At 46.4% G+C, this 24,769-nt stretch carries 24 protein-coding genes; 19 read left to right on the top strand and 5 right to left on the bottom strand.

All coding sequences use genetic code 11. The features are described from left to right. Positions 1-41 precede the first annotated feature (41 nt). The 9 genes from RBK99_RS02555 to RBK99_RS02515 all read left to right on the top strand — a co-directional run bounded on the left by RBK99_RS02555 (position 42) and on the right by RBK99_RS02515 (position 10,749). Positions 42-1,268: a trans-sulfuration enzyme family protein gene (locus tag RBK99_RS02555; RefSeq protein ID WP_317503071.1), complete on the top strand. Its 1,227-nt coding sequence runs from the start codon at positions 42-44 to the stop codon at positions 1,266-1,268. 59 nt (positions 1,269-1,327) lie between these two features. After that, complete coding sequence (gene phhA / locus RBK99_RS02550) at positions 1,328-2,122, top strand: phenylalanine 4-monooxygenase (protein ID WP_317503070.1); 795 nt, start codon at positions 1,328-1,330, stop codon at positions 2,120-2,122. Positions 2,123-2,141: 19 nt separating this feature from the next. Further along, on the top strand, positions 2,142-2,483 hold the full coding sequence (locus RBK99_RS02545) for a 4a-hydroxytetrahydrobiopterin dehydratase (protein ID WP_317503069.1): 342 nt from the start codon (positions 2,142-2,144) through the stop codon (positions 2,481-2,483). Between the two features lie 116 nt (positions 2,484-2,599). Next, complete coding sequence (gene tyrR, locus RBK99_RS02540) at positions 2,600-4,180, top strand: transcriptional regulator TyrR (protein ID WP_317503068.1); 1,581 nt, start codon at positions 2,600-2,602, stop codon at positions 4,178-4,180. Positions 4,181-4,370: 190 nt separating this feature from the next. Beyond that, on the top strand, positions 4,371-5,444 hold the full coding sequence (gene hppD / locus RBK99_RS02535) for a 4-hydroxyphenylpyruvate dioxygenase (protein WP_317503067.1): 1,074 nt from the start codon (positions 4,371-4,373) through the stop codon (positions 5,442-5,444). After that, the gene (locus RBK99_RS02530; protein WP_317503066.1) at positions 5,437-6,567 is read left to right on the top strand and encodes a homogentisate 1,2-dioxygenase; all 1,131 of its coding nucleotides are present in this window, start codon (positions 5,437-5,439) and stop codon (positions 6,565-6,567) included. The genes hppD and RBK99_RS02530 overlap by 8 nt, the downstream gene beginning before the upstream one ends. A gap of 6 nt (positions 6,568-6,573) precedes the next feature. Beyond that, positions 6,574-7,599: a fumarylacetoacetate hydrolase family protein gene (locus tag RBK99_RS02525; protein WP_317503065.1), complete on the top strand. Its 1,026-nt coding sequence runs from the start codon at positions 6,574-6,576 to the stop codon at positions 7,597-7,599. Continuing rightward, a complete protein-coding gene (maiA, locus tag RBK99_RS02520) occupies positions 7,599-8,237 on the top strand; it encodes a maleylacetoacetate isomerase (RefSeq protein ID WP_317503356.1) in 639 nt (212 codons plus the stop codon). Before RBK99_RS02525 ends, maiA begins: the two co-directional genes overlap by 1 nt. Positions 8,238-8,265: 28 nt before the next feature. Beyond that, a complete protein-coding gene (locus tag RBK99_RS02515) occupies positions 8,266-10,749 on the top strand; it encodes a S9 family peptidase (RefSeq protein WP_317503064.1) in 2,484 nt (827 codons plus the stop codon). A gap of 11 nt (positions 10,750-10,760) precedes the next feature. On the opposite strand, the gene rrtA is transcribed toward RBK99_RS02515, so the two are convergent. Further along, positions 10,761-11,330, bottom strand: coding sequence for a rhombosortase (gene rrtA / locus RBK99_RS02510; RefSeq protein ID WP_317503063.1), 570 nt, complete (start codon positions 11,328-11,330; stop codon positions 10,761-10,763). Positions 11,331-11,408: 78 nt separating this feature from the next. Here rrtA and ggt point away from each other — a divergent pair, with 78 nt between their 5' ends. Both ggt and RBK99_RS02500 read left to right on the top strand, forming a co-directional pair. Further along, positions 11,409-13,148 (top strand): gamma-glutamyltransferase, encoded by a 1,740-nt coding sequence (gene ggt, locus RBK99_RS02505; RefSeq protein ID WP_317503062.1) that lies wholly within the window; start codon positions 11,409-11,411, stop codon positions 13,146-13,148. Positions 13,149-13,154: 6 nt separating this feature from the next. Next, entirely contained in the window at positions 13,155-13,598 is a 444-nt protein-coding gene (locus tag RBK99_RS02500; protein ID WP_317503061.1) for a hypothetical protein, read from the top strand. A gap of 4 nt (positions 13,599-13,602) precedes the next feature. On the opposite strand, the gene RBK99_RS02495 is transcribed toward RBK99_RS02500, so the two are convergent. Further along, positions 13,603-13,971, bottom strand: a complete 369-nt coding sequence (locus RBK99_RS02495; protein ID WP_317503060.1) for a histidine triad nucleotide-binding protein — start codon at positions 13,969-13,971, stop codon at positions 13,603-13,605. A 61-nt stretch (positions 13,972-14,032) separates the two neighbouring features. Beyond that, positions 14,033-14,344, bottom strand: coding sequence for a heat shock protein HspQ (hspQ, locus tag RBK99_RS02490; RefSeq protein WP_317503059.1), 312 nt, complete (start codon positions 14,342-14,344; stop codon positions 14,033-14,035). Between the two features lie 98 nt (positions 14,345-14,442). On the opposite strand from hspQ, the gene RBK99_RS02485 reads away from it, so the two are divergent. Further along, positions 14,443-14,745 (top strand): PilZ domain-containing protein, encoded by a 303-nt coding sequence (locus RBK99_RS02485; RefSeq protein ID WP_317503058.1) that lies wholly within the window; start codon positions 14,443-14,445, stop codon positions 14,743-14,745. An 11-nt stretch (positions 14,746-14,756) separates the two neighbouring features. Here the strand turns inward: RBK99_RS02485 and metG are convergent, their stop codons facing one another. Then, positions 14,757-16,790, bottom strand: a complete 2,034-nt coding sequence (gene metG / locus RBK99_RS02480; RefSeq protein ID WP_317503057.1) for a methionine--tRNA ligase — start codon at positions 16,788-16,790, stop codon at positions 14,757-14,759. 108 nt (positions 16,791-16,898) lie between these two features. Between metG and apbC the strand changes: the two genes are divergently transcribed. Continuing rightward, entirely contained in the window at positions 16,899-17,882 is a 984-nt protein-coding gene (apbC, locus tag RBK99_RS02475; RefSeq protein ID WP_317503056.1) for an iron-sulfur cluster carrier protein ApbC, read from the top strand. Between the two features lie 45 nt (positions 17,883-17,927). Beyond that, the gene (gene dcd, locus RBK99_RS02470; RefSeq protein ID WP_317503055.1) at positions 17,928-18,515 is read left to right on the top strand and encodes a dCTP deaminase; all 588 of its coding nucleotides are present in this window, start codon (positions 17,928-17,930) and stop codon (positions 18,513-18,515) included. Here dcd and RBK99_RS02465 read toward each other — a convergent pair. Next, complete coding sequence (locus RBK99_RS02465) at positions 18,512-19,408, bottom strand: gluconeogenesis factor YvcK family protein (RefSeq protein ID WP_317503054.1); 897 nt, start codon at positions 19,406-19,408, stop codon at positions 18,512-18,514. The two genes, dcd and RBK99_RS02465, sit on opposite strands and share 4 nt — an antisense overlap. Before the next feature lie 106 nt (positions 19,409-19,514). Between RBK99_RS02465 and RBK99_RS02460 the strand changes: the two genes are divergently transcribed. From RBK99_RS02460 to RBK99_RS02440, 5 genes are all read left to right on the top strand, one after another. Continuing rightward, positions 19,515-20,921, top strand: a complete 1,407-nt coding sequence (locus tag RBK99_RS02460; RefSeq protein WP_317503053.1) for a protein adenylyltransferase SelO — start codon at positions 19,515-19,517, stop codon at positions 20,919-20,921. Positions 20,922-20,990: 69 nt separating this feature from the next. Then, positions 20,991-21,494, top strand: a complete 504-nt coding sequence (locus tag RBK99_RS02455; RefSeq protein ID WP_317503052.1) for a DUF192 domain-containing protein — start codon at positions 20,991-20,993, stop codon at positions 21,492-21,494. 54 nt (positions 21,495-21,548) lie between these two features. Continuing rightward, positions 21,549-23,225, top strand: a complete 1,677-nt coding sequence (locus RBK99_RS02450) for a M28 family metallopeptidase (RefSeq protein WP_317503051.1) — start codon at positions 21,549-21,551, stop codon at positions 23,223-23,225. A gap of 75 nt (positions 23,226-23,300) precedes the next feature. After that, complete coding sequence (locus tag RBK99_RS02445; RefSeq protein ID WP_317503050.1) at positions 23,301-23,669, top strand: hypothetical protein; 369 nt, start codon at positions 23,301-23,303, stop codon at positions 23,667-23,669. Between the two features lie 18 nt (positions 23,670-23,687). Then, complete coding sequence (locus RBK99_RS02440; protein ID WP_317503049.1) at positions 23,688-24,731, top strand: GtrA family protein; 1,044 nt, start codon at positions 23,688-23,690, stop codon at positions 24,729-24,731. Positions 24,732-24,769: the final 38 nt, after the last annotated feature.

The raw sequence follows: 24,769 nt of genomic DNA, 5'->3' as shown, positions 1-24,769 counted from the left end.
TTGCTCGTTAACAAAATTCTGACAAACGAGCAAAAAAACGCATGTCTTCTGACTTTAAAAAAAACAATAATAACTGGCAGCCAGCGACTCAAGTAATTCATGCTGGTGAATCGCATGATGATCCTCATGGTGCGTTAACCTCGCCGCTTTACCAAACCTCGACGTTTAAATTCTCTTCTGCTGAGCAGGGCTCTCGTCGTTTTGCGGGCGAAGAAGAAGGCTATATCTACAGTCGTTTAGGCAACCCTACGACTGCAGAACTTGAACGTCGTATGGCGAGTCTGGAGGGGTATGAGGCCGCCGCCGCTGCTGCTACCGGGATGGGAGCCATTGCCGCCGCAACCATGGCCTTTGTGCGTAGCGGAGACCATATCGTGGTGTCTGATGCCATTTATGGCTGCAGTTTTGCATTATTTAGTGAGCTGTTCGAGCGCTTTGGGGTAGAAGCTGACTTTATTGATTTAAACGACGAAGGCTTGCTGAAAAAAACCTTGCGTGACAATACACGCTTGGTTTTTCTTGAAACCCCGGCGAACCCTCATTTAAAAGTGGTGGATATTGAAAAGGTTCATGCAGTAATTGCTGAGTATGACATTCGGCTGGTGGTTGATAACACCTTTATGACTCCGTTAATGCAGCAGCCTAAGCGACATGGTGCCGATATTGTTGTGCATAGTGCAACTAAGTTTCTTAATGGTCATGGTGATGTTGTTGCCGGCATAATTTGCGGTAGTGACGACGATATAAACACAATTAAGAGTACAACCTTAAAAGACATGGGGGCGACCATTAGCCCACATGATGCATGGCTGATATTACGCGGCCTAAAAACTCTGGATGTTCGTATGCAACGCCATTGTCAAAACGCGGATGCAGTCTACCAATTTCTTGCCGGCCGCAGTGATATTGAAAAGATTTACTATCCGGGGTCGCCGGACCATGAAGCGCAAGCGTTAATGGGTAAACAGATGACCAGCAATGGAGCTGTGATTGCGTTTGAATTGGACGGTGATGAAGCAAAAGCTCGGTATTTTCTGAACCAGTTACAGATGATCACGTTAGCTGTGAGCCTGGGCGATGCTGAAACCTTGATTCAGCATCCCGCGTCAATGACGCATTCTCCTTATACAGCGGAAGCTCGGGCAAAAGCGGGGATTTCTGATACATTAATTAGAATAGCCGTCGGTCTGGAAGCCGCTGATGATATTATTTTTGATCTCGAACAGGCGCTAAATGCCTGTCAGATTCAATGGCAGCAATCAGCGTAATCTGAACTAATAATAACAATAACGATCTAACACTAATGAGGAAGCAACAAGGCTGAATTATGGGTAAACAAAGTCAATACGTATCAAAGCAACCGGATGAAAACGGTGTTATTCATTGGAGCGATGAAGAGAACCAAGTGTGGAAAGACTTGGTAGAGCGTCAGTTGGAATGCATACCGGGTAAAGCTTGCGATGAGTATATGAAGGGACTGGAATTACTCGACTTGCCGAAAGACCGCTTGCCACAGATGCACGAAGTTAACGATGTTTTGGAGCGTGAAACGGGTTGGCAGGTTGCTGCAGTTCCGGCGTTAATTCCATTTGATGAGTTTTTCCGCTTACTGGCAAACAAGCAATTTCCGGTCGCTACTTTTATTCGTACGCGGGAAGAGTTTGATTATTTGCAGGAGCCGGATATTTTTCACGAAATATTTGGGCATTGCCCGCTATTAACCAACCCTGCATTTGCGCACTTTACGCACCAATACGGTAAATTAGGCTACGCGGCTACGCCAAAAGAGCGGGTTTATCTGGCTCGTTTATATTGGTTCACCGTAGAATTCGGGCTGTTGAAAACCGAAGAGGGTATCCGGATTTATGGTGGTGGTATTTTATCGTCACCAGCTGAAACAGAATATGCAGTAAACAGTGATACGCCAGAGCGGAAGCCTCTTAAAGCACTGGATGCTCTGCGTACGCCGTATCGAATTGATATCATTCAACCTATCTACTATACCATTGAGAGTGTAGATGAGCTCTTTCAGATATCCGATATGGATATTATGTCGTTGGTACATGAAGCGATGGAGCTTGGGTTGTTTGAACCAAAATTTCCACCGAAAGATGCAGCTTAAGATAAAGGAGTATTAAAATATGTCCAACTTGGAAAATGCACGTTGCGAAGCGTGTCATGCCGATGCGCCACAAGTCAGTGATGAAGAGCTAAAAGAGCTGATGCGAGAAATTCCCGACTGGACGCCAGTAACAACCGATGGCGTTATGATGTTGAAGCGTGAGTTTAAGTTTAAAAACTTTAAACAAGCGCTGGCATTCACAAATCGTGTAGGCGACCTTGCGGAAGAAGAACAACACCATCCTGAAATAACCACCGAATGGGGCAAGGTGACAGTGACTTGGTGGACTCATTCTATCAATGGTTTGCACAAAAATGACTTTATTATGGCCGCAAAAACGGACAGTGTCGTAGACGCTTAACTCCTTTTGTCGGTGAATCCTGCGAAACCTCGGCCTATTGGCCGGGGTTTTTTGTTTTGTCGACGATAACAATAGTGTATTATTTGCTTTACATTTAGTTCGGAGCAGTAGGGTTTATGCGACTTGAGATAACGTGTGATGACCGCTTGGGTATTTGTCAGGATGTTTTGCAAATTTTACGAGATCACGAAATTGATTTGCGTGGGATTGAAGTCGATCCTAAAGGCAAAATTTTCCTTAACTTCCCCGAACTCGCTTTCGATGACTTCAGGCACTTAATGCCTCAAATTCGTCGCATCCCCAATATTATCGACGTAAAAACCATTCCCTACATGCCGTTTGAGCGTGAGCATTACGAATTTAGTCTGCTGCTAAGCACCTTACCGGACCCTGTTTTGTCTATCGACAGCAAAGGCTATATCGATATTATCAACGACGCTGGGTTACGTTTACTGGCGGGGCAGGAAGAGAGTCTGAAAGGCGAACCTTTGCTGCAGTACGTCCATGGAATTTCTCTGCAGCGCTGGCTGGATAAAAAACCTAAAGATCCAATTTATGAGTCGGTCACTATTGGCAATTCTGAATATTACGCGCAGCTTCTGCCTATTTGGGTGAACGACGAAGAGGGCAGCACGGCGTTCGCCGGTGCGGTCATGACCTGTAAGTCAGAGCCAGTAACCGCCACCTGGCAAAGTCAAAGTAATGAGAAAGCTTTTGAGCGCTTGTTGACCGATAACAACACCATGAAACGGGTGATTAAAGACGCTCAGCGTATGGCTGAGCTGGATGCTCCGCTTTTGATTGAAGGTGAGACGGGGGTGGGCAAAGAACTATTAGCAAAAGCCTGTCATCTTGCCAGCCCGCGTAAAGATAAACCTTTTCTGGCAATTAACTGTGCTGCGTTACCGGATAACGTCGCCGAGAGCGAGCTGTTTGGTCACGGCGAGGGCAGTTTGAGCGCTCAAAATACCCGTAAAACCGGTGTGCTTGAGCAGTCGGCTGGTGGAACTGTGCTATTGGACTCGGTCAGTGAAATGTCGATTGGTCTCCAGGCTAAATTACTCCGTTTTCTGGAGGATGGTGTTTTTCGCCGTATTGGTGAAGAGCAGGAAGTGAGTGTGGATGTTCGTGTTATTTGCACGGCACAAGGAAACCTGTACGAGTTAGTTGAGAACGGTGAGTTTCGTGAGGACTTGTATTACCGGCTGAACGTGTTGGCACTTAATGTACCTCCGCTGCGGGAACGGAAAAGTGACATTTTACTGTTAGCAGAACACTTCGTTGCACAGGCCTGCAAGAAGTTAGGGCGCAGTCAGGTGAGTTTAAGTCGTGCCGCAAAAGAACGATTAAAACGTTATCAATGGCCGGGCAATGTTCGCCAGCTTGAAAACACCATGTTTCGCTCTGTTTCGATGATAGAAGGTTACACGCTTGAGCCGGCCGATATTCGCTTACCTGAATTGAATCAGGAAGACGATCAGCTGGCGTTAGATATTGACGATATGAGTCTGGATGACGCTGTTAGCCGCTTCGAGAGCCATGTTTTGCGACGGCTTTATCCGAGCTTCCCCAGTACGCGCCAGCTGGCAAAACGCCTAGGTCTCTCACATACGGCCGTTGCGAATAAGTTACGTGATTATGGCATTGGCAAACAACGCAGTGGACGCACGCGTAAAGCAGAGCAGACAAAAAAATAGCTTTGTACTAAAATCTTTACAGATTACCGAGGCTGCACCTTGATCCAGAGCAAGTATGCAGCCTGTACCGTTTACTTTACGTTTAAGTGCAAAGTTCTCCTAATATCAATCTTTTCTTCAGATTCGCCTTTTCCCCGCAAGTACCGCTACAGTCATGGTGTTAACAATCGAATATTAAGAGGAAGTCACCATGACAGATAAAATGATTAACCCGTTAAATACAGACGGCTTTGAATTCGTTGAATATACCGCTCCGGATCAAAACGGCATTGATGCGTTGAAAGATTTGTTCGATAAGCTGGGCTTTACCGAAGTGGCTAAACACCAAAGTAAACAAGCTTGGTTATACAAACAGAATGATATTAACTTCATCATTAATGCCGAGCCAGGCGGTCAGGCAGAAGAGTTTGCAAAAGACCACGGACCAAGTGTTTGTGGCATGGCGTGGCGTGTAAAAGATGCTGCGCATGCGTTAAAGCACTCACTTGATAATGGGGCGAAAGCGTTCCCCGCAGATAAAGGTGTTGTTGAAGGTGTACCTGCGGTATTCGGGATTGGCGAAAGTGCTTTGTACTTCGTTGATAACTACGAAAACAATGAAATTTATAAGCAGCACTTCGACTTCTACGAAAACTGGGAAGCGAAAATGAGCGATCACGCCGCTGGCTTGTTCGAAATTGACCACCTGACTCATAATGTATTCCGCGGCAATATGGATACCTGGGCTGGTTTTTATGAGCGCATTGGTAACTTCCGCGAAATCCGCTACTTCGACATTGAAGGTAAACTGACAGGCTTGTTAAGCCGTGCTATGACAGCGCCTTGCGGTAAGATCAAGATTCCAATTAACGAATCTCATGACGACAAATCGCAGATTGAAGAGTACTTAAAAGAGTACAAAGGCGAAGGCATCCAGCACATTGCCTTAACCAGCGACAATATTTATAAGACCGTAAAAGACCTGCGCTCTATTGGCATGGACTTCATGGAAACACCGGAAACTTACTACGAGAAAGTAAACGAGCGTGTTGAAGGCCACCAGGAAGATTTGGACGCGTTACGTGAACAGCGTATTTTGATTGATGGTGCGCCAACCAAAGACGGTATTTTGCTGCAAATATTTACTCAGACGGTTATTGGTCCCGTGTTCTTCGAAATCATTCAACGTAAAGGAAATGAAGGCTTTGGCGAAGGTAACTTCAAAGCCTTATTTGAGAGCATTGAAGAAGATCAAATTCGCCGGGGAGTGTTGAGCGATGCGTAAATGGATTAGCTTTCCGAAGCAGGTAGGCAAGTCATCACGACAAGCCCACGCTGACTTTCCGGAGCAAGCCATTTATGAACGTGAAGCTGGCCGCAGCGGCTTTTTTGGTCCGGCCACGCATTTTCACCATCAGCATGCTCCGACCGGTTGGTCGGAGTGGCGTGGGCCGTTGCGCCCACGGGCTTTTGATTTTAACAAGTTAGAAGCCATAGCTCCGGAAAACCCATGGTTAACGCCTGATTTATTACACAACAATAACTGCCGTTTCCGTTTGTGGCATTGTCACAGCAAAATGGATTATTTAGTGCGTAATGCCGACGGCGATGACTTACTTTTTGTCCATGAGGGCAGTGGTCACTTGTATTGTGATTACGGGCATATCCATCTGGTGAAGGGCGATTACTTTCTAATCCCTAGATCTACCAATTGGCGTCTGGAGCCTGACGAGACCATGCAGTTGCTGATGATTGAGGCAACCAATGGCTCATACGGTTTGCCTGAAAAAGGCCTGGTCGGTAACCACGCTATTTTTGACCCTGCGGTTTTGGATACGCCAGATATTGATGAGGCATTTCAAGCGCAGTACAGCGAGGATCAATGGCAGGTGTATGTGAAGCGTCACCAACAAGTGTCGGTTATCACATTCCCATACAACCCGCTGGATGCAATTGGCTGGCATGGCGAATTGGCACCGGTTCGTCTCAATTGGCGCGATATTAGACCGTTGATGAGCCATCGGTATCACTTACCACCCTCGGCACATACGACCTTTGTTGCCGATCGTTTCGTGGTGTGTACTTTTGTTCCGCGTCCGATTGAGTCAGACCCGGGGGCATTGAAAGTGCCTTTTTACCACAATAATGATGATTACGACGAAGTGCTTTTCTATCATGAGGGTGACTTTTTCAGTCGTGATAATATCGACCGCGGTATGGTAACCTTCCATCCGGCAGGCTTTACTCATGGCCCACACCCGAAAGCATTTAAAGCCGGGCGTGAGCACAAAAAGAAATTCACAGATGAAGTTGCGGTTATGCTTGATACTCGCGATGCCCTACAAGCAAGTGATGAGGCATTGGCGGTTGAGAATCCGGACTACGTCTACAGTTGGCAGGAGAAATAACAACTTATGAAACTCGCCACTTACAGAAATGGTACTCGTGACGGCCAGTTAATGGTGGTCTCCAGAAACTTAAATTCAGCAGTCGCTGTTCCCGCAATCGCTTCGTGCATGCAGGAGTTATTGGATGATTGGGACGGCATTGCGCCGAAACTTGAAAAAATTTATCAGCAGCTAAATGACAGTGACGTTGATGGCAGTGTTCAATTTGATGCCTCGCTATGCGAGTCCCCGCTGCCAAGAGCATATCAATGGGCTGATGGCAGCGCTTATGTGAATCATGTTGAATTGGTTCGTCGTGCGCGTGGTGCCGAAATGCCGCCAAGCTTCTGGGAAGATCCTTTGATGTACCAAGGCGGCTCGGATGATTTTTTAGCACCGTACGATGACATTGAAATGGGCAGCACCGAATGGGGCATCGACTTTGAAGGCGAAGTGGCCATTATTACTGATGACGTGCCTATGGGTGTTGATGCCAAAGCCGCAGGTCAACACATCAAGCTACTGATGTTGGTAAACGACGTGTCATTGCGGGGCTTAATTCCCGGTGAGCTGGGTAAAGGTTTCGGCTTTTTCCAAAGTAAACCGTCCTCAGCTTTTTCTCCGGTAGCGGTAACGCCTGACGAACTAGGCGACGCCTGGAAAGCTAATAAAGTTCACTTACCGTTACTGTCAGAGTACAACGGTAAAGCTTTTGGTAAGCCAAATGCCGGTGAGGACATGACCTTTGATTTCGGTCAGTTGGTCGCTCATGCAGCGAAAACCCGTCATTTAGGCGCAGGAGCTATTATTGGCTCTGGTACAGTTTCGAATAAACAAGGAACTGATCACGGGACTTCGATTGATGAAGGCGGTGTCGGCTACAGCTGCATTGCTGAAGTTCGTATGATAGAAACCATTCGTGATGGTAAACCCGCAACGCAGTTCATGCAGTTTGGCGACACCATTAAGATTGAAATGAAAGATGATGGCGGCCAGTCTATATTCGGCACCATTAATCAGAAAGTGGTTCAATACGAAGGTCCTGAAAAGTGATGAAACTTTACGGCTACTGGCGCTCAAGCGCCAGTTACCGTGTTCGTATTGCGCTCAACCTAAAAGGTCTGGCGTACGATTACGAACCGGTTCACTTAGTTAAAGACGGAGGGCAGCAACACAGCGAGGCCTATCGCAAGCTGAATCCTGCCCGATTAGTTCCTACTTTTATCGATGGTGATGTTAAGTTAAATCAGTCACTAGCGATTATTGAATATCTGGAAGAGTGCTATCCGGATACAGCGCTGTTGCCTTCTTCCCCCGCCGACAAGGCAAAAGTTCGGGCACTGGCTTATGATTTAGCATGCGAACTACAACCCGTGACCAATTTGCGGGTATTGCAATACTTAACCGGTGAGCTTAACTGTAGCGACGAACAGCGTTCTGCATGGATTGCAAACTGGGTCGAAAGAAGTTTTACCGCATTTGAACAGCGCTTGACCGAATCTGCAGGTGATTATTGCTACGGTAATTCGGTAACATTAGCCGATATCTGTTTGATACCTCAGGTATACAATGCAGAGCGCTTTAATTTGGATTTATCATCTTATCCAACATTGATGGCGGTGCATGAACGTTTGCAAGCGCTTGACGCCGTGCAACAGGCTCGTCCTGAAAATCAAGCGGATGCACAATAATCCAGCGGATCCTAAAAGGAATAATAACATGGTGAAATCACGTCTGGTGATGGCCATTGGAGCGGCACTGTTTGTCGCTTCTTGCGCATCGACCTCTCCTCAGAATACTACTAATGCCGACACGCAGAAAACCACTCCCACTCTACAAGCCAACTCTCTTGCCAGTGCTCAAGGAACAGCTGAGTTGACTCTAGAACAAATTATGGCTGACCCTGACTGGATGGGGCGTTTTCCAGAAAATGCCTTTTGGAGCCCGGATGGTCAACACATTCTGTTTGAACAAAAACGTGAAGCCAGCCAAATTCGCGATTTAATGATCATTAAAAATGCTACGGGAGAACCGCAAAAAGTTCCTCTTTCGGACATGCATTTATACGCGGCTGATGAAAAAGAGTCATCAGTGGCAGGGAACTGGCTTGCATACACCTACAAGGGCAATGTTTTTGTTCGTTTCGGAAATGGCGATGTGGTGCAATTAACGCGAGACGATGAAAATCAGCATAACTTGCAAGCAATGGTGGATGGCAGTTTGACCTATCAACAGGGCAATGACTTTTACCGTGTCGATGTAAAAACTGGACTGACACAACAAGTTGCCTCAATTAAATTTGAAGAAGCACCTAAGGCTAATGAAGAAGCAAAAGACTACCTGGCTGAAGAAGAACAAAAACTCATTGAATACGTTCAGAAAGAACGTAGGGCAGCCAAACAGCAGTTTGATTATCAACAGCAACTGCAGAATCAAAACCCCTCGTTAGCGCCTCAGCCTTTTTACTTAGATAAGAAAAAGGAATTGGTTCAGGCTAAATTATCGCCAACAGGCGACTATTTGCTGGTTGCCATTAATGAACCTGAAGGGTGGCGCGATGAAGGCGATATTATGCCGGATTATATTAATGAAGATGGCCGTGTTACCAGCGAAAGAGTACGCCGTCGAGTGGCTGACGCGAAACCGAAAGAGCATCAGCTTGTTCTGCTCGACTTAAATGCGCATGCTGATACAACATTGACTTACAATACGTTACCCGGCTGGAATGAAGATGTTTTGGCAGACGTAAAACGTGAAAACCACGAAGCGCGTGGTGAGAGTTATGAATCAGAAGAGAAACCTCGTGCTATTCATTTAATGAGTGACTGGGGTTGGGAAAACGGCGCGATTCAGTGGAACGATTCCGGCTCTGAAGTTGCTGTTATGCTGGAAGCCTGGGACAATAAAGACCGCTGGATCGCCACGGTTGATATGGCGGGTAAAAAGCTGGTTTCTCAGGACCGTTTGCACGATGACGCGTGGATAAACTACACGCATAACAGCTTCGGCTGGTTAAACAACGAAGAGCTGTGGTTTATGTCCGAGGCTGATGGTTATTCTCAGTTATACGCCAGAGCCATTAATGACAGCACCCGTCAGTTAACCGACGGCGAGTATGTTGTAGAGTCGGCTGAAATGAGCAGTGATGGAGAATATTTGTATTTTCAGGCAAATATTGAACATCCGGGAATTTATGAAATTTACCGGGTTAAAACCGACGGAACAGGCAAACCTGAAAGCTTGACCGATCTTAATGGCATCACCACGTTTGATTTGAATTCTGAAGATGATCAACTGGTTCTTACGCATTCAAAACCGCTAATGCCGCCTGAACTTTACTATAAAACGGTAGATTCTACGGAAGCCGCAAAACGTGTCACACACACAGTTTCTGAGAAGTTTCTGAGTATTGACTGGACGGCTCCTGAAATTGTCGCAGTTGATTCATCTCACGTTCAAGAGCCTATTTATACTCGTATCTATAAGCCAGAAGGCTTTGATGAAAACCGCGCAGAAGAATACCCTGCCGTTGTTTTCATTCACGGTGCCGGGTATTTGCAAAATGCTCATATGGGCTGGTCGGGTTACTTCCGTGAGTTTATGTTTCATAGCCTGCTGAATAAACATGGGTATGTTGTTGCAGACTTGGACTACAGAGGTTCAAAAGGTTATGGACGTGACTGGCGTACAGCGATTTACCGTCAAATGGGCACCCCGGAAGTTGAAGACTTAGTGGATGTAACGGGCTACCTGCAAAGTAATTTGAATGTCGATGGTGACAGACTGGGAACCTATGGAGGCTCTTACGGTGGCTTCCTGACGTTCATGGCGTTATTTAAAGAGCCAGGCCTATTTGAAGCTGGCTCGGCTTTGCGTCCGGTAACCGACTGGGCACACTACAACACAGGCTATACGTCGAACATTCTAAATTTACCGCAGGACGATGCGATTGCCTATCGTCGTAGTTCGCCTATTTACTTTGCAAAAGGTTTGGAAGACGCACTACTTATCAATTCACCTATGGTGGATGACAATGTTTTCTTCCAGGACAGTGTTCGGTTGGTTCAGCGTCTTATAGAGCTGAAGAAGGAAAACTGGGAAACCGCGATATACCCAGTGGAGCCGCACGGTTTCCGTCAGCCAGAAAGCTGGCTGAACGAATACCGTCGAATTTTCAAATTGTTTGAAGAAAATCTGAAATAAACCGGTCGATTTTACTGGTTACGAGGAACGGCGTCGCTAATCCGGCGCCGTTCCAGTTTATACAGCAATAACGAACTGACTAAGCCTGCCGCATGGATATAGCTGACATGTTGGCCGACAAAATGATCCGGTTGCCAGCCCAGTAATTCACTAACCACTTTAGCGACAAGTGCAGCCAATATAAGCCACATCCACTTTCTTCCTGAGCGAATATCTTTAATCAGACAATAGCCAAGTAGCCCGTGCAAGACCCCGGATAGCCCCACAAAACTTAAATTGACCGGAATAGCCCAAAGTATAACGGACGTGGCTACGCCGCTGATAAGTAGGGCGTTGGCTAGCCAGCGAGCACTCCAGTACTCACGCCAGATGACAACGATGAGCGCTAAACCAGAATAATTAAAAAAGGCATGCCACCAGTCTAAATGAATAAAATGGGTTGTAATAAGGGGCCAACCTTCTTGCATCACACTGTTTGAATTAAATGTGAGTAATGAGTGCCATTCAGTCATTAGCTGCAAAAAGACCGAAAGCATTAGAACCAGGATAAGCCCGGTCCAGTATCGGTTAAACCTCTCCATTTACTGTTCCTTTTCATTGCGTCATTGGTTTCTGGTTCGTATGATAGGGGAAATCGCACCTAATATGAATGAGGCCTTATGAAGTTCTGGCTCCCTACACTAATAGCAGCAAGTGTGTTGTCAGCATGCTCACCCGTTGCCGAGCGAGAAGTTCGCGAACCTGAAGCGGCGACAGGTTTTGCTGAAAAGACAGCGGTAACTGCAGAGAAGTTTATGGTTGCAGCGGCTAATCCGCATGCCGTTGACGCCGGCTATGAGGTATTAAAGCAAGGGGGATCGGCCATTGATGCAGCCATAGCAGTGCAGGCGATGCTCGGCTTGGTTGAACCTCAGTCATCCGGTATTGGAGGCGGGGCTTTTATCTTGTATTGGGATAACGAGAAAAACAAGCTTTATACTATTGATGCCCGCGAAACAGCTCCGCTGGCGGCCACTGAGACACTATTTCTTGATGAAAGTGGTAATGCACCTGAATGGATTGATGCGGTGGTTGGCGGACGCTCGGTTGGTACTCCCGGGGTTCTTAAAGGGCTGGAGCTTGCTCATGAACGCTGGGGTGAGGCTGAATGGTCTTCCCTTTTCAAGGACGCTATTGCACTGTCAGAAAACGGCTTCGAAGTGACTCCAAGGCTGGCTAAGTTGGTTCAGTTGGAGATTAACCCGGGTGTTAAGAAAATGCCGGTGACAAGTGACTATTTTTTCCCAAATGGCAAGGCCCTGCAAGTTGGTAACGTGCTAAAAAATCCGGACTACGCCGATAGTTTGAGTCTGATTGCAGAGCAAGGGGCGGAAGCCTTTTATACTGGCCCGCTAGCAGAGAAAATTGTCGAAGCAGTGCAGAACAGCGCTATTGCACCAGGCGTTTTAAGTCTGAAAGATTTAAGTGAATATGAGGCCAAATTGCGCGAGCCTGTCTGCAGTGACTACCGTCAATATCAGGTTTGCGGAATGGGTCCGCCCAGCTCCGGCGGTATTACCCTGTTGCAAACGTTGGGAATATTGGAGAACTTTGATTTTAGTGTGTTGCAGCCAAACTCAGAGCAGTTCGCTCATTTGTTTACGCAAGCATCGCGTTTAGCCTTTGCCGACAGAAATCAATGGATTGCTGATCCGGACTTCGTTGATATTCCTGTGTCGGCTATGTTGGACCAATCTTATTTGTCGAGCCGAGCGGCTAAAATTACCGAAAAGGATATGGGCAAAGCTCAGCCTGGCGTTCAGCTGCAACCCGAATACGAGCAGGATATAGCCTATGAGTTACCCAACACCAGCCATGTGTCAATTGTTGATGCTGAGGGTAATGTGGTTTCAATGACGACCAGTATCGAGATGGGATTTGGTTCCACTGTGATGGTCGGCGGCTTTCTGCTAAACAATCAATTGACCGATTTTTCTCTAGTGCCGGGCAATGGTAAAGAAAAATTCGCTAATAGGGTTGAAGCGGGTAAGCGACCACGTAGTTCAATGGCTCCCACCATCGTGTTGAACGAAGAGGGTGAGCGAGTTCTGCACGCCATTGGCTCTCCCGGCGGCAGCCGTATCATTAATTATGTGACCCAAAGCGTGATTGGCATGCTGGACTGGAATCTTAATGTGCAAGAATCAATTAATCTTGGTCATGTCACCAACCGGAACAATTATACCTCGCTAGAGAAAGGACGGAAAATCAGCAAACTGAAAACGGAACTGGAAAAGCGAGGGCACGACGTACGGGTAATGGATTTAAACAGCGGTTTACACGGAATCAGCATTCAATCAGACGGTACCTTAGTGGGTGGTGCCGACCCACGCCGTGAAGGTGTGGCTAAAGGAGAATAACGAATTATGATAAGAGTTTTAAAGGTGCTTTTGCTGACGATTGCAGCTGTTGCAATTTCTGCGTGTAGCGGCGAAGAGCCAATCAATTTAGAAGAAGCAAAACCCGCTGACGTTATTCAACAATTTTACCATTCCGTATATGAACAAGAGGATCTAGAGCAAGCGAAACGTCTGTCTTCAACCCGAATGGCTGACTTAATCAGTCATTACGGTGCGGTCAGTTCAGTACAACGGTATTTACTCGGGCGTTACTTTGATACGGTCGAAATAGAAGTAGTCAGCGACTCTATGACGGATTATTTAAATAATTCAGGAGAGCTTAGAGCGACGGTTATTTTTGAAGGTACCTACGAGGGCGATAGTATAAAAGACAGTCGCGATGTGGTGCTTATTGAAGAGGACGGCCGCTGGGTCATCGATAGAATTCTAGACGCCAGATACCGTCCATAATCGATTAAGCTTGTTTTGGTTTATCCGTATAAGGTGGCCAACCCATTTGTTTACCAGCAAGCACATGCAGGTGAATATGATACACACTTTGGCCACCATACTCGTTGCAGTTCATAACCAGTCTATAGCCATCCTCTGCGAAATTGTGCTCAGCAGCTAACTTCGCTGCGATAACATACAAATGGCCAACCACCGCTGAGTTATTTTCGTTAATGTCGTTAGCCGTAGCAATAGGCTCTTTAGGTATAATCAAACAGTGGAAAGGGGCTTGCGGGTTAACATCTTTAAACGCAAGCGCTTGGTCATCTTCGTAGATAATATCTGCAGGGATATCGCGATTAATAATTTTAGTGAAAATGGTTTCTTCAGACATTGTCTTACCCTCATGACGCTAATTTATTCTATGGTAACCATAGCGTCGGGCATCGGCAAATTTAGTTTAGATTTTCTGATAACTTGTACTGGCTGGCTGATTTTCCCGAAAACAGTAAGTCAATCATGGGGTGTTGAATCTCTTGCTCGGAAAAGTCAGCGGCTAAACTGCTTTCACTAACATAGGTTTGAATTGACGAGTTATTGACTAGAATATGATACCAGGGCTGATCTTTATCTGGTTTTGATGTCGCCATTTTATCGTACCAACGGTCAGACAACGTAAAGCAGGGGTCGGCATCAATAATAACGCCACGGTAGCCGTATAGACTGTGGGTAATGAGTTGGCCAATTGAAAATTTCGCTTCTACCATGATGACGGCTCCGTGTTATCCGATACTGTTTTTTTATCGGCCAGGGCGTGCTAAAACTGAAGTGAAATTTACATTTTCTAAACAAAAATGAGGACAACATGCTGGAATCGCGAGAAAACCGACATTTCATGCGAATGGCTGTTAATGCAAACGTAACGGCTATTTTGACCAAAAATGGCAGAAAGCAGCAAGTAAATGGTATTTGTCTGGATTTAAGTGCAGAAGGTATTTCTTTAAAATTGCCCACGGCGGCGGGCGTTGGGGAAGTTCTGCTTGTTGAAGTGGCCACGTCTGGCTCAGTTGCGCCGTTAAACGTGACCGCTGAAGTCGTTCGTAGCGAACAACTTAACGACAACAGCGGCGACTTTATTTTAGGCTGTCGCATTGTTTCAATGGACTGACAGCCTATTTATTACATTATTCTCATGCCCGGTTTTGCACCCTCATGTGGGTTAAGAATGTAAATTTCATCTTTACCCGGACCTGCCGCTAGTACCATACCTTCTGATAAACCAAAGCGCATTTTACGCGGAGCCAGGTTAGCAACCATAACAGTTAACTGGCCTTTTAAGGTTTCAGGGTCGTATGCTGATTTAATACCAGCAAAAACCTGACGAGTTTCGCTCCCAAGATCCAGCGTAAGCTTTAACAGTTTGTCCGCGCCTTCAACATGCTCTGCATTCGCAATTAAAGCGACCCGTAAGTCGACTTTTGCAAAATCATCAAAACTGATTTCATCTGCAATGGGTTCTTTCTTCAACTCATCATTGGCTTCGACAGCTGGAGCCTGCAAAATTTGTTCTTCTTTTGAAGCGTCAATCATGGCATTTACATCGTCCATTTCAACGCGCTGCATCAGCGCTTTAAATTTATTAATTGGGTGATTGGTTAAAGCGGTTTTATGGCTTTCCCAAGTGAACGTATCGTTTAAGAAGTACTGAACGTCTTCTGTTAATTTGGGTACAACCGGTGCAAGATAAACCATTAATACCCGGAACAGGTTGATACCCAACGAGCAGATTTCGTGAACTTCCTGTTCGCTGCCTTCGTTTTTTATCAACTGCCACGGCTCTTTATCCGCTATGTACTGGTTGGCCCGATCGGCTAATGCCATGACGTCGCGCATCGCACGCGAGAACTCACGCTTTTCATAAAGGTCTGCGATATTGTCGCCGGCCAGCTGAAAGTCTTCGAGTAAGGCGGAGTCAGCAACAGAAGCAGACAGCCTACCGTCGAATTTCTTCTGAATAAAGCCTGCACAACGGCTGGCTATATTAATCACTTTACCGACCAAATCTGAGTTTACCCGTTGGGCAAAGTCTGTCAGATTCAGATCAAGATCATCGATTCGGCTGGTTAACTTGGCTGCAAAGTAGTAGCGCAAATATTCTGGATTCAGATGTTCAAGGTAGGTACGAGCCTTGATGAATGTCCCTTTGGACTTAGACATCTTGGTGCCGTTAACGGTAATGAACCCGTGCGCCCAGACATTGGTCGGTTGACGGAAATCAGCGCCTTTTAGCATCGCTGGCCAGAAGAGACTGTGGAAATAAATAATGTCTTTACCAATAAAGTGATAAAGCTCCGCTTCGCTACCCGCTTGCCAATAGGTATCCCAGTCTGCTTTGCCGGTAGTTTCACAGTAGTTTTTAAAACTACTCATGTAACCAATCGGGGCATCTAGCCAAACGTAAAAATATTTGTTTTCAGTGCCCGGAATTTTAAAGCCAAAGTAGGGCGCATCGCGGGATATATCCCAGCGTTGTAAGCCTTGTTCGAACCACTCATTCAGCTTATTCGCCATTTCATTTTGCAATGAACCAGAGCGCGTCCAGCTTTTCAGCATGTCGCCAAAAGCGGGAAGGTCAAAAAAGTAGTGTTCTGATTCGCGTAATTCCGGCTCAGCTCCTGAAACAACGGATTTCGGGTTTTTCAGATCGGTTGGTGCATAAGTCGCACCGCAGACATCGCAGTTATCACCGTACTGGTCTTCGGCACCACAATCTGGGCAGTTACCTTTGACAAAGCGATCCGGGAGAAACATCTCCTTTTGCGGATCGTACAATTGCTCAATTACCTCAGTCTTAATGTGACCGGCTTTATCAAGACGCGTGTAGATGGTTTCTGCCAGCTCCCGGTTTTCATCACTGTGCGTACTGTAGTAGTGGTCAAAGCCAACCCGGAAGTCGCTGAAATCTGCTTCGTGCGAGCGTTGCATGTCGCCAATCATTTGTTCCGGTGTAATTCCAAGCTGTTGAGCTTTAAGCATTATAGGGGTGCCATGGGCATCATCGGCGCAGACAAAATGGCATTCGTTGCCACGAAGCTTCTGAAAGCGTACCCAGATATCAGCCTGAATATAACCTAACATATGGCCGATATGGATAGGCCCGTTGGCGTATGGTAAGGCATTAGTAACCAGTATTTTACGTGCGGATTGGCTCATGCGAAAATCTGCTTCCGTTTAGTTGAATAATCGAATGTAAATCCCAAAGTATTATGGTGCTCATGTTAGCATAGCTGTTGGCTGATACACAGATCCCCGAGGTTGATTATGAAAGATTTTGCGCACCCCTTATTGCCTAATGGTATTCCCGAAGACTGGGTCACGGGATCGGGTAAGCAACGGGTATTAAACTTGCCCTTTGTGGCCGGAGAAAGTTTGTTGAGGGCTATTCAGGACGATGCTGAATTAGGGCAGTTTGAATGGCAGCTAAACTGCCAGGTGAAAAAACTAAAAAACTCACAGCCCGATTTACCATTAACCACGGGCAACGTCATTGTGGTGTCCTCGGGTAAAGGTGGCGTAGGGAAGTCATCTGTTAGTGTGAACCTTGCGTTAGCCTTGTCTCAAATGGGGGCTAGTGTCGGTTTGCTGGATGCGGACATCTACGGCCCGTCTATTCCCACCATGCTGGGTGGAAGTCATTCAGAAATGGAGCTGACAAAGAACAATAAAATGCAGCCGTTGCAGCGACATGGGTTACACGTGCATTCGCTTGGGTATTTAGTGGATGATAAAGACGCAACGATCTGGCGTGGCCCTATGGCCAGTGGTGCGTTGCAGCAACTGTATAAAGATACTGCCTGGCCGGCACTGGATTATCTCATTGTGGATATGCCGCCTGGTACTGGGGATATTCAACTGACCATGGCGCAAAAATTGCCCGTTACTGGTGCCGTTGTGGTAACAACGCCGCAAACTGTGGCACTTAAAGATGCTGAAAAAGGCATAGCCATGTTTGAAAAGCTTAACATTCCGCTGGTGGGTATACTGGAGAACATGAGTTATTATCAGTGCCCATCCTGTGGACATGAAGATCCGGTATTCGGCAAAAATGGTGGCGCAGCAATGGCCGGCAATCATAAATTACCGTTACTGGGTCAGTGGCCTTTAAATAGTGATTTAAGAGAAAGTCTGGATGGTGAGACACCACTATTATTAGCACAGCCAGAACACCCCCTAAGTCAGCTTATTTTAAATTCAGCACAACAAGTTGCGGCGAACCTCTATTATCAGCAAGAAAATTCGTTATAGTACTCGCCTTAAGGTCTTAAACGACAACACGGAGATTGATGAACAATGCGCCTAAACGACACGGAAATAGAACAACATTTGAAAGACGGTATTATCGGTGTCGAACCCGCACCCAAGACCAGTAACATCTCAGGCGTTACACTGGATATTCACTTAGGTAATGATTTTCGTGTTCTGCAAGACCATGCCGCACCGTTTATCGATATCAGCGGCTCACGCGAGGCCATTGAAGAAGCAATTCAGGAAGTAATGAGCGATGAAATTGTGCTGAAAGACGATCAGGCTTTTTTCATTCACCCGGGAGAGTTTGCGTTAGCAGTCACCCATGAGTCCATCACGTTGCCAGCCGATATGGTCGGATGGTTAGATGGTCGCTCATCACTCGCGCGCTTAGGCTTGATGGTCCATGTCACTGCACACCGCATTGATCCTGGCTGGTCAGGGCAAATTGTTCTGGAGTTTTATAACAGTGGGAAGTTACCGTTAGCCCTGCGGGCAGGAATGAAGATAGGCGCTATTAGTTTTGAAAAATTAAGTGGTCCGTGTGCCAGACCTTACAACAAACGCGAAGATGCGAAGTACCGCGATCAACACAGTGCGGTTGCTTCGCGCATTTCAGCTGATGGCGGTTAAGCACTTTCAACTAAAAGCTGCTTAGTGGCTTCGTCGAGCTTTGCTAATAAGTTATCGGTGTTATGCCGATAGAATACATCGTCATCGCTCTCCAGGCCACCAACGACGGGGAGCTTCAAGCCTTTTTCGACTTTATTGCTTAACACTAAATCGATAATCTGCTGGCCAAGTTGCGCCTCAATAAAAGCAACTTTGTCAGCAAGGCTTAACTTGCCCGCAGGTCCATTCTCGTCAATTAAATTATCGATAAAGACGACTTTTGCCTGAGTCGTCAGCAATGCGTCCCGAATGCCATTGACCAGCAAAGGTGGCATGACCGACGTCATAAAACTTCCCGGACCTAATAAAATAAGCTGACTGTTGTGAATATGTCGTATCGCTTCCGGTGTTGCTTTTACGGTACCCGATAGGGAAAGCTTGCGCGGCATCATTGGTAATTTATCGATGCGTATTTCACCGTGACATTGAATACCGTCACTGGTCGTGGCGATAAGATCGGTAGGGCATTCGGACATAGGTAGTATTCGGTTATCGATATTTAACAAACGGCTGAGAAGCTGTATGCCGTCCAATGGGCGGGCACTGAGTTGATCCAGTGTATAAAGCAGTAAGTTCCCGAAGTTGTGGCCGTGAAGTGAAGAAGTGCAGTCAAAACGGTAATTTAACACTTCGGCAGCCAGGGGTTGTTCAACCAGTTGCGACAGGCAATTACGGATGTCGCCCCAGGCGATGCAGTGCTGAGATTCACGCAAGAGCCCTGTGGCGCCGCCGTTATCCGTGGTTGCGACAATACCGACGAGCTTATGTTTCATAAACGACAAAGTCGATAGAACCCGACCGAGTCCATGACCACCACCTATTGCCGTGATGCGTCGTAAAGAGTGCAATTGCATGCGGCTTCCTTTGCTGCCAATGGCCTAACGTTGCGACCTTAGCTGATTTATTATGAATTATGCAAGCCCCGCTGACTGTGTAACAATTGAATTAGCAGGAGGATGTATGCCAATAGTTTTTGATAACCGTTTTGCCCGTAAGTTCCCTGAAATAACAACGAGGCAATCAATAAAGCCCGACGGTAAGGCTCAACTTGTTTGGTTGAATAAGCCGTTATGGTCAGAATTGTCTCCTGATGAGGAACCTCCAACCAACTTGTCCGAATGGATTGGCGGGTTAGAACCCTGGCCCGGCACAGAACCCGTCGCGCAGAAATACGCGGGCCACCAGTTTGGGCATTTTAATCCTTATTTAGGGGACGGTCGTGGGCTATTACTCGGTCAGGTGTTGGTTGACGGTAAATTACAGGATATTCATATAAAAGGGGCAGGCCCAACGCCTTACAGTCGGGGAGCTGATGGGCGTGCCGTTCTGCGCTCATCGATTCGTGAACTGCTGGCAAGCGAAGCCTTTAATGCGCTGAATATTCCCACCACACGAGCGCTGGCCTTAATTAAAACGGAAGGAAAAATACAACGGGAACGTGTTGAGCCGGGAGCGATGTTGGCTCGCACGGCCGCAACGCATGTACGTTTCGGACATTTTGAGCATTGCTTCCACCGGGGATTACAGGACACAATGAAGAGCCTATGGCAGGACACGATTGAAGTGACGTGGCCCCATTTAGCCGATGCCAGTATCTCAGAACAGTTTGCGCAGGTGGTTAAAAGTACGGCTGAAATGATAGCCAGTTGGCAAGCCTATGGTTTTATTCATGGCGTTATGAATACGGACAATATGAGTTTAGCGGGGGAGACCTTTGACTTTGGTCCTTACGCGTTTTTGGATGACTATGAACCAGAAAGGATTTTTAATCACACCGATGCGGGTGGCCGCTATGGATTTTTACAGCAGCCTGGAATAGGTCTTTGGAACTTAAAAAGACTGGCTCAGGCAATCAGCCCATTAGTGAGTGCTGATGATTTAGAAGCGGCACAGGAGAGCTACGAACCAGAGCTGCGAAAAGCTTACCTAAACTTAATGACAAAGCGACTGGGCATGTTATCAGTGCCTGCAGACAAGAGAATGTCGTTAATTGGTGGCTGGCTTAGCTTACTGGAAGTGAATAAAGCGGATTATCAGCTCTCGTTCCGTGATCTGATTGATTCGGTGACAGCACAAGAGCCTAAAGGCATATTAGCCCAAAACGGCGACAGTTGGTGGCGAGAATATACCGAAGCGGTTGAAAATAAACCCGACATTGAAGTGATGCAGCACGTCAACCCATGGGTTATCGTCAGAACACACCATGCGCATCGAGTTATTACAGCGGCTGAAAAGGAAGACTATTCTCTATTGAATGATTATCTTAATGTGTTGCTTAACCCGTTTTCCGAACGTGCGAGAAAAAGCCAATGGGCCAAGCCACCAACAGCAGAGGAACAGGTCTCACAACTGTCTTGCTCTAGCTGACGTTTAAATTGCCATCTGCTTTTGGATAAGACAGAATCAGAGTGCGAGATTATTACAGGGATCCAAATTATGAATTACCGACTGCTATTTATTTTAGTCAGTATGTTACCTCTGAGTAGCGTGGCACAAGAATGGGAAGTGCCACAACCTCAAGAATTCAAAAAAACTCAAGTGTGTCTGGGGAATATTCAGGAGCCATTAACCGTGGAACTGGCTGATTCTCAAGAACAACAGGCCAGAGGATTAATGCAGCGTGAGTCGCTTGGGGAATATCAGGGCATGTGGTTTCGTTATCCCTATGAGCGTCCCGGTTACAGCGGATTCTGGATGTATCAAACATTAATTCCATTAGATATTGCTTACCTTGATAAACAGGGACGTATTGTTAAAACCTTTACGATGCGTCCTTGCCGCAGCGATGATCCAAGAGAATGCAGAAGCTACTCTCCCGGTGAAAACTACTGGAGTGTATTAGAAGTAAATGCTGGTTTCTTCGCTGAGCATAGTGTCCGTATGGGCGACCAACTGAGTGTCGCTAAGCAGGGAAGTTGTGCGTCCAAAGATAATAAATAAAAACAGTCTGTAATAAATACAGTGCGCAATGCCTAAAATGAAATAGGAGAGACCATGAAGTACGTCATAATTGGGGCCTTAGGCCTAAGTGTTCTGACTGCCTGTGGGCCAGCAGACAAGTCTGCTAATGAGGCGGATAAAGCGGTCGCGGATATACAAGATTCAGCGTTCAACCCAAATTACCGGGACTATCTGAAAACCTTGTCTTCAGATGAATTTGGTGGCCGTGCGCCAGCGTCTGCTGGTGGTGAGAAAACGGTCAGTTTTATAGAGAACCACTTTCGTGAATGGGGATTGAAACCTTACGATCAGGAAAATGACAGTTATCGTCAACCCGTGCCTTTGGTCAAATTGATGCCTTATAAAGTCAGCTCTCTCACTTTCAGTGGCGGTGAAGCAGCGCCCGAGCCAATGAAATATCGTACTGAGATGATGGCCTGGACGCCACGCGTGGTTGATGAAGTTAAACTTGATAGTAGTGAGGTTGTCTTTGTTGGTTACGGAATTGTGGCTCCTGAATATGACTGGAATGACTACGCTGGACTTGATGTCGAAGGCAAAACAGTGGTTATGCTGGTTAACGATCCCGGCTATGCGACGGGAGACTCTGAATTGTTTAACGGTAAGGCCATGACTTATTATGGTCGCTGGACGTACAAATTTGAAGAAGCCGCGCGTCAAGGGGCAAAAGCGGCCTTTGTCGTGCATGAAACGGAGCCAGCCGGTTATGGCTGGGGCGTTGTAGCCGGAGGTTCACCGGTGCGTTTTGATTTAAAACGTGAAAATAAAAATATGGATCGTGCGGCAGTTGAAGGCTGGGTGACTAAAGAAAGCGCCAATGAATTATTTGCTGCGGTTGGTAAAGACCTTGAACAAATGCGTGAGCTTGCATTAAGCGGTGAATTTAAGCCAAAACCATTAGGAATTAAGGCTTCACTGACAATTAAAAATAAGTTTGAATACTTAGATACCAATAATGTGATTGGCTACATTGAGGGGTCAAAGTATCCCGAGGAGCACGTTATCTATATGGCTCACCACGATCACCTGGGTACTGACCCGGTTCGTGAAGATGATCCTATCTATAATGGTGCGCAAGATAATGCGTCGGGCACTGCGGCTCTAATGGCGATGGCTGAGCAGTTTGCCAAAGGCCCGCAGCCGGAGCGTTCTATTGTTTTTGCCGCTGTAGGCGCCGAAGAGAGCGGTTTATTGGGTTCTGACTGGTATGCAAGTCACCCTTTGCTACCACTGGGCAAAGCGGTAGGCGGAATTAATATGGATGTAATGAACGTTTACGGACCGATGAAAGACATGGTTGTGGTCGGTTATGGCAACTCTACTATGGAAAAGTACTTGAAACGCTACGTAAAGGCCCAAGATCGTTATATAGCACCAGAGCCTAATCCAGAAGTTGGTTCATTCTATCGTTCAGATCATTTTAATCTGGCGAAAAGAGGGGTGCCAATGCTGTATGCGAAAGGCGGCAATGATCATATAGAGAGAGGTCGCGAATGGACTGAACAACAGCGTGCTATATTCAACCGTGATGCGTATCACAAGCCGGCCGATGAATATAATGAAAATTGGGATTTACGCGGTGTTCAACAGGACATGTCAGTTTTCTATTCAATAGGCAAAGAGTTAGCAAATTCACGCGACTGGCCGCAATGGGCTCCGGGTAATGAATTTGAAGCGACTCGTAAAAAGACCGAAGATATGCGTCAATAGAGGTTAAGATAATCCTGCTGGAACGGTCAGTGATTGATGTTGTCTTAACACTGTAGTCATTTTTGAGGAGTAGTTATGACTCATAAACGAGATAAAGTTTATGTCCGTTTTAATCAGGGTTCACGTGCCGGAGGGAAATCCTCCGGCAATTGGCTCAGCCGATTGCTGGGCCTTGTTTTGTTGTTGGTCCTGGTTGGCTTAGGCTTAGCTTTTGGGATGGTCATTGCGGCAGTTTTAGCGCTGCTGGCAATTCCGATGCTGTGGCGGCAACGGCATACGATTAAGCAGATTTGGCGCATGCGAAAGCAGGCTAAACAACACTATCAAGAACAACAACGTCAATATCAGCAGCGACAAGAACATAATGAAAATACGCAACAAGGGAATGGTTCGGTTATTGACGGCGAGTACGAAGTCAAAGAGGATCACGACAAAAAAAGTTAATAAAGGTTCAGAGCTCGAATGAAGAAACCTTATATTGTTATTCCGGCTCTGGATCCCGACCAGCACCTGCTGGCGCTTATTGATCAGATCACAGCTGAAGACCCCGAATGGAGCCACCACCTGGGGATTGTTATAGTGAATGATGGTAGTCGCTCGGCTACCGTATTTGACCAACTGAGCAATCGCCATCGCATCTACATTTTAACTCATAATCAAAACCAGGGAAAAGGAGCCGCATTACGCACTGCTTTTCGTTGGATCCTCGAGCAGCAGGAAGACCGTTGTTCTGGTGCTGTGACGGCCGATGCAGACGGTCAACACTTAGCTAACGATATTATTGCCATTTGTACACGCCTAAAGGGTTATCCGAATAAGCTATGGTTAGGCAGTCGTGTATTCGAAAAAAATGATGTTCCGTTACGTTCTAAAGTTGGCAATAAATTCACTCGCATAATTTTTAGGATGGTAACGGGCCAGGATATACGTGATACACAGACAGGCTTGCGGGGTATCCCTTTAGACTTTATAGAAAATCTGGTGACTTTTGATAGCTGTGGTTATGAGTTTGAATTGGAAATGCTGCTGTCAGCAAAGCGTTTTGGCTATCGTATAAGTTCGCAAAAAATTGCTACCGTCTACGAAGAAGGCAATGAGGCCAGTCATTATCGGCCAGTAGTCGACTCGATAAAAATCTACCAGAAGTTCTTTAAGTTTGCGAGTATCGGCATATTGTCGGCCGGGCTCGATTACACAGTGTTCGCTACCGCCTATTTTTTCTCCGGACAGGTGCTTGAATCAATTGTTCTGGCGAGGGTTGTTTCCGGCGTATTCAATTTTTCACTTAATCGTCAGTGGGTGTTTAAAGAAGGATCTCATATTGCCTGGGACGCAGCTAAATACAGTTGTCTTGCCGTTGTCCTGGTGGCTGCTAATTATGGTCTTACAGAAGCCTTTAGATACCTTGGTTTAACACCATTCATAGGTAAGCCCTTAGCTGAAGGGCTAGTTTTTCTATTGAGCTACAGAGGACAGAAACTGTTAGTCTTTAAAAAAGCTGTTTAATTGAGTTCTATAAAAGAAAACCCGGAGTTTTGAGAAAG

Source organism: Idiomarina solivarensis (assembly GCF_033052755.1).
Taxonomy (GTDB): Bacteria; Pseudomonadota; Gammaproteobacteria; order Enterobacterales; family Alteromonadaceae; genus Idiomarina.
Note: the sequence above shows the minus strand (reverse complement) of the source record. Positions and strands in the feature narration are given on the sequence as shown.

Coding starts and splice junctions, on each gene's coding strand:
- RBK99_RS02555 (WP_317503071.1), top strand. CDS start 42: ATGTCTTCTGACTTTAAAAAAAACAATAATAACTGGCAGCCAGCGACT.
- phhA (WP_317503070.1), top strand. CDS start 1,328: ATGGGTAAACAAAGTCAATACGTATCAAAGCAACCGGATGAAAACGGT.
- RBK99_RS02545 (WP_317503069.1), top strand. CDS start 2,142: ATGTCCAACTTGGAAAATGCACGTTGCGAAGCGTGTCATGCCGATGCG.
- tyrR (WP_317503068.1), top strand. CDS start 2,600: ATGCGACTTGAGATAACGTGTGATGACCGCTTGGGTATTTGTCAGGAT.
- hppD (WP_317503067.1), top strand. CDS start 4,371: ATGACAGATAAAATGATTAACCCGTTAAATACAGACGGCTTTGAATTC.
- RBK99_RS02530 (WP_317503066.1), top strand. CDS start 5,437: ATGCGTAAATGGATTAGCTTTCCGAAGCAGGTAGGCAAGTCATCACGA.
- RBK99_RS02525 (WP_317503065.1), top strand. CDS start 6,574: ATGAAACTCGCCACTTACAGAAATGGTACTCGTGACGGCCAGTTAATG.
- maiA (WP_317503356.1), top strand. CDS start 7,599: ATGAAACTTTACGGCTACTGGCGCTCAAGCGCCAGTTACCGTGTTCGT.
- RBK99_RS02515 (WP_317503064.1), top strand. CDS start 8,266: ATGGTGAAATCACGTCTGGTGATGGCCATTGGAGCGGCACTGTTTGTC.
- rrtA (WP_317503063.1), bottom strand. CDS start 11,330: ATGGAGAGGTTTAACCGATACTGGACCGGGCTTATCCTGGTTCTAATG.
- ggt (WP_317503062.1), top strand. CDS start 11,409: ATGAAGTTCTGGCTCCCTACACTAATAGCAGCAAGTGTGTTGTCAGCA.
- RBK99_RS02500 (WP_317503061.1), top strand. CDS start 13,155: ATGATAAGAGTTTTAAAGGTGCTTTTGCTGACGATTGCAGCTGTTGCA.
- RBK99_RS02495 (WP_317503060.1), bottom strand. CDS start 13,971: ATGTCTGAAGAAACCATTTTCACTAAAATTATTAATCGCGATATCCCT.
- hspQ (WP_317503059.1), bottom strand. CDS start 14,344: ATGGTAGAAGCGAAATTTTCAATTGGCCAACTCATTACCCACAGTCTA.
- RBK99_RS02485 (WP_317503058.1), top strand. CDS start 14,443: ATGCTGGAATCGCGAGAAAACCGACATTTCATGCGAATGGCTGTTAAT.
- metG (WP_317503057.1), bottom strand. CDS start 16,790: ATGAGCCAATCCGCACGTAAAATACTGGTTACTAATGCCTTACCATAC.
- apbC (WP_317503056.1), top strand. CDS start 16,899: ATGAAAGATTTTGCGCACCCCTTATTGCCTAATGGTATTCCCGAAGAC.
- dcd (WP_317503055.1), top strand. CDS start 17,928: ATGCGCCTAAACGACACGGAAATAGAACAACATTTGAAAGACGGTATT.
- RBK99_RS02465 (WP_317503054.1), bottom strand. CDS start 19,408: ATGCAATTGCACTCTTTACGACGCATCACGGCAATAGGTGGTGGTCAT.
- RBK99_RS02460 (WP_317503053.1), top strand. CDS start 19,515: ATGCCAATAGTTTTTGATAACCGTTTTGCCCGTAAGTTCCCTGAAATA.
- RBK99_RS02455 (WP_317503052.1), top strand. CDS start 20,991: ATGAATTACCGACTGCTATTTATTTTAGTCAGTATGTTACCTCTGAGT.
- RBK99_RS02450 (WP_317503051.1), top strand. CDS start 21,549: ATGAAGTACGTCATAATTGGGGCCTTAGGCCTAAGTGTTCTGACTGCC.
- RBK99_RS02445 (WP_317503050.1), top strand. CDS start 23,301: ATGACTCATAAACGAGATAAAGTTTATGTCCGTTTTAATCAGGGTTCA.
- RBK99_RS02440 (WP_317503049.1), top strand. CDS start 23,688: ATGAAGAAACCTTATATTGTTATTCCGGCTCTGGATCCCGACCAGCAC.